This is a genomic window from Lishizhenia sp. (assembly GCF_057456495.1).
The window spans coordinates 1-4,205 of the sequence record NZ_JBVCPV010000222.1 but is presented as its reverse complement, the minus strand read 5'-3'; the positions used below and the strand labels follow the sequence as shown (position 1 = coordinate 4,205).

General features: G+C 37.1%; 4 protein-coding genes and 1 pseudogene. 1 reads left to right on the top strand and 4 read right to left on the bottom strand.

Translation table 11 applies throughout. The annotated features are described in order from the left end of the window. A pseudogene (locus AC22ZQ_RS12905) lies at window positions 1–406 on the bottom strand (hypothetical protein); the annotation flags it as partial. Between the two features lie 179 nt (window positions 407–585). On the opposite strand from AC22ZQ_RS12905, the gene AC22ZQ_RS12900 reads away from it, so the two are divergent. Then, complete coding sequence (locus AC22ZQ_RS12900; protein WP_318959177.1) at window positions 586–2,292, top strand: M3 family oligoendopeptidase; 1,707 nt, start codon at window positions 586–588, stop codon at window positions 2,290–2,292. A 71-nt stretch (window positions 2,293–2,363) separates the two neighbouring features. Here the strand turns inward: AC22ZQ_RS12900 and AC22ZQ_RS12895 are convergent, their stop codons facing one another. The 3 genes from AC22ZQ_RS12895 to AC22ZQ_RS12885 all read right to left on the bottom strand — a co-directional run. Continuing rightward, window positions 2,364–2,927, bottom strand: coding sequence for a hypothetical protein (locus AC22ZQ_RS12895; RefSeq protein ID WP_318959176.1), 564 nt, complete (start codon window positions 2,925–2,927; stop codon window positions 2,364–2,366). Further along, window positions 2,924–3,559: an alpha/beta hydrolase gene (locus tag AC22ZQ_RS12890; RefSeq protein WP_318959175.1), complete on the bottom strand. Its 636-nt coding sequence runs from the start codon at window positions 3,557–3,559 to the stop codon at window positions 2,924–2,926. The genes AC22ZQ_RS12895 and AC22ZQ_RS12890 overlap by 4 nt, the downstream gene beginning before the upstream one ends. Further along, window positions 3,559–4,205 (bottom strand): alpha/beta fold hydrolase (locus AC22ZQ_RS12885; protein WP_318959174.1); only part of this gene is annotated, 647 nt, incomplete at its 5' end. The genes AC22ZQ_RS12890 and AC22ZQ_RS12885, both read right to left, overlap by 1 nt.

Here is a 4,205-nt window from a genome sequence, read left to right as displayed (position 1 = left end):
CAATGTTAAATTCAGTGAAAACCTCTTCCCAAACCTTGTTCAACGGTTTTTTCCACTGTTTTGATGGTAATGCGATTTCGACGTTATCTTGAATTTGGCGTTCTCCTTTCAGAATATCTACCGCACAAATCTCAATAAGCTCCTTTTCAATTTCCTGTGTTCCAGCGAAAAAAGATTCAGAGTTTCCTAAGGTGTGACATCCAATATGGTTTGGATTTTTTACTAAAACAGACATGAAAGGAGCATCTTTCAGGAAGGAAGCATCTTGATTAAATATCTCATCATCTAAGTAGGATGCGGGTACACCCAGAACTCCAGTTTTGTCGTAATTGGTATTTTTTTCTAAAGCCGTAAAGACGATGTCTTTTATTTCCTCACTAGATTTTTTCTTCCAAAAATGCGTCATGCTTCTTTCTTGTTTTTACTTGCCACAATTTTAAAAAATGATTGCGGCTGTAAAAAGGATAAAAAGCTGTTGAAAGATTAACATTTGTCAATTTTGGAGAATCTAAGAATACACTGGGAAGGAAAGGCCATCTATCTCTTTGGGTTTACTATTTTTGGGAAACATAATTACGACACATCATGAATATAGATAAACCAAAAAGACATTTTGTTAAGGAAGATTTAATCATCAATACTTGGGAAGATGTGAAACCATATTTCGAAGATTTAACAGAACGAGATTTAGCAACCAAGGCAGATGTTGAGCAATGGCTCAAAGATAAGTCTGAGCTGGATGCTGTATTGGAAGAGGATGCTGCATGGCGTTACATAAGAATGACAATTGATACCCGTGATGAATCTTTAAGTGAAGCCTATAAGGTGTTTGTTACGCAAATTCAACCCAAGTTAGCACCTTTTGAAGATCAGTTGAATCGTAAGTTGATGGCATCTGAATTTGTAGATGATTTTAAAGGAGAGGATTACCATATTTACTTTCGCTCCGTAAGAACTGCATTGGAGTTATACAGGGAAGAAAATGTTGCCTTGCAAGCTGAAATTGCAGAGTTGAGTCAACAATTTGGGAGTATTTCTGCAGCACAAACGATAAGTTATAAAGGGGAGACTTTGACCATGCAAAAAGCTGCTACTTACTTAAAAGATAAAGATAGGACAGTACGCAAAGAAGTTTATGAATTAATGACGGAGCGTAGAGCTGAGGATATAGCAGCTTTAGATGAATTGTTCAGCAAGTTAGTTGCAAAACGTCATCAAGTTGCTTTGAATGCGGGCTTTGATAATTTTAGAGATTATAAGTTCCAAGCGATGGGGCGATTTGACTACACGAAAGAAGATTGTTTTGATTTTCACGCTTCAATAAAAAAGCACATTGTTCCATTAGTAAAAGAAATTCAAGCCAAACATAAAGCAGATTTAGGGGTAGATGTATACAGGCCTTATGATACAGAGGTAGACCCGAGTGGAAAGGAAGCGCTAAAACCTTTCGAAGGCGGAGAAGCATTACTGCAAAAATCCATTGCAGCAATGGGGAAGATAGATGCTTATTTTGCAGATTGTATAGCTACCATGGATAAAATGAAACATTTGGATTTAGAATCTAAAGAAGGAAAATCACCAGGAGGATATAATTATCCGTTGTACGAAATAGGTGTTCCTTTCATTTTTATGAACGCAGTGGGAGCCCAAAGAGATTTAGTAACTATGGTTCACGAAGGTGGACATGCAGTGCACTCTTTTTTAAGTAGAGATTTAGAATTAACAGGATTCAAAAGTCTACCCTCTGAGGTGGCTGAATTAGCTTCTATGTCTATGGAGTTATTGACTATGGATCATTGGGATGAATTCTACAAGGATGAAGAGGATTTAAAACGTGCTAAACGCGATCAGTTGGAAACCATTCTCAAGATTTTACCATGGATAGCAACCATAGATGAATACCAACATTGGATATACGAAAACCCAACACATACAACTCAAGATAGAGCAGAGGCTTGGCTGCGTATTAGCAAGGAGTATGGCACTGGTTTGGTAGAATGGGAAGGATATGAAACTGCAAAAGCGACAAGTTGGCAACGTCAATTGCATTTGTTTGAAGTACCTTTTTATTACATCGAATATGCATTTGCTCAATTAGGAGCATTAGGTGTTTGGAAAAATAGTAAGGCGGATTTGGCGAAGGCTGTTGCCAATTACAAAGAAGCGCTGAAATTAGGCTACACCAAGAGTATTCCTGAAATCTATGAAACAGCTGGTGTTAAATTTGATTTCTCGGATAACTACCTATCGGAGATTGCGAAATTTGTAGGAGAGGAATTGAAAGCCGTTTAAGAAGAAAAGAAATAAAAAAATCCCAGTCTAAACAGATTGGGATTTTTTATTGATATGAATTTTTTAATCTTCTATATTTCAAAAAAGAAGGAGAATCTATAGATCAATGGAAGTAATGCTTTGTTTCCAGAACCGTCTGTTTTCGATAAGAAATAAGAGCTTCTGAAAGGTGAATTATTGTGGTTGATTACATCGTACATTAATCCTGCATTGATACGGAAGAAATCCCATGATTTTGATAGTCCACCTCCAACAAAGGCTGTAGGTACCCACGAAGGAGAAGATACAAAGGTAAAGTTGATCGGTGTATGCAGAAACTCCACTTCAGCTCCAAGGTAAATGATGTTTTCTATACGGTAGTGTAAGAATGCTCCACCACCATAAATCGTGTAAGATGTGCTTTGACCCGTTTGAAAATTATTTGCCCAAACATGTTGAAAGCGCAAAGAAGGTCCCCAAGCAATAGAAGGGTTCATCGCTGCAAATTTATATTTTGGACCAATACCAAAGTTTCCGCCATTTTTAGAGAATCCCATGGCCAAGTCAAAACCAATTTCTGGACGACTGTCTTCTTGTGCAACAGTATAGTTCATTGAAAATAGAAGTGTTGCAATGAGGAGAATTCTATATATCATAGTTGTTTTTTTAATTCGTTCAAGGGAGAAGGGAAAATATTATGATCTCCTTCAAAGTGAATAAAAGTAAAGTTTAATAATTTATCCTCAAAATCACTTTTAACCGCTTCAATTTTTTCTACATCTAAAAATTCATCATTGTCTCCAACGAGGAAAAAGTTGTTTGAATTAGCGAACGATGAATCTTGTTCTAAACCTTTTAAGTCTGGAGGGAAAACACTAGCCCAAAGAACAAAGTTGTTAAACTTAACCTGTCCCATTTGGTGCCATCGTGCCGCTGTGGCCCCGCCTTGAGAAAAACCGAGTAATGTCAGTTTTTGATTGTGCGAAGCTTTTACATTGTTGTAAACATCATCTAAAAAAATGAGATTGTCAGCGATATCGTCTTCACGCGCTTCTTTGGTCATCCAACTCGCACCCACACGACCGCTACTTCCTTTTAAGTAAAAACGGTGCATCCCTTCGGGTGCTATTATAGCTGTGTCCTCATCAACCAATGTTTGAAATTTACGGATGAAAAATTTAGAAAGTTGTCCATAGCCATGCAAGATGAAAATCAAGTGTTTTGCGGTGGCAGGATTTCCTTCTACATAATACCTGTAACTTTTTTGAGCACGTAAAATATTTTCCATTAATCGATAATAAAATTATATATAGCAGTAATAACCTCTTGCTTTTGTTCCAAATGTGGATGGTGCCCACAGTCGTCTAACATCAGTTTTTCCTTCTTGCTACTTTGAATATGGTCTAAAATTAAATCAACTTGTTGTTCTGTTCCATATTGATCCATCTTTCCTTGAATAATTAATGCATCAACTACAACTTTGTCTATCTTCTTACATATATTCCAATCCTTAAAGAAAGGAGCATTCCAGGTATTGGCCCAGGCGTAAAAGAGATCATTCGTTTTATCTCCGTGGTATTTTTTTAAACCATCTAATTTACCTTTCTCGTAGGCTTCTACAGCAGGTTGTATTCCTGCTAAAGTTTCGGGCTCATTGATTACATGAGCAGCCATTGTTACCACGGCCTTTAAACGCTCATTGTATTTTTGCGCATATAACAGAGCAATGCTCCCACCATCTGAATGTCCTATTAAAATTGCTTTTTGCTTTTCTTCTAAAACAGCATCTAAAAACTTCGGGAGTTCGTCCAAAGCATAGCGCTCCAAGTAATCATCATTTCTCTTTTCTGTTAAAGGTGAAGAAGAAGCGTAACCTTGACGTTCATATACAATTCCAGAAAGTTTTAGGCGGTCGCATAGTTGTTGAGGGAAAT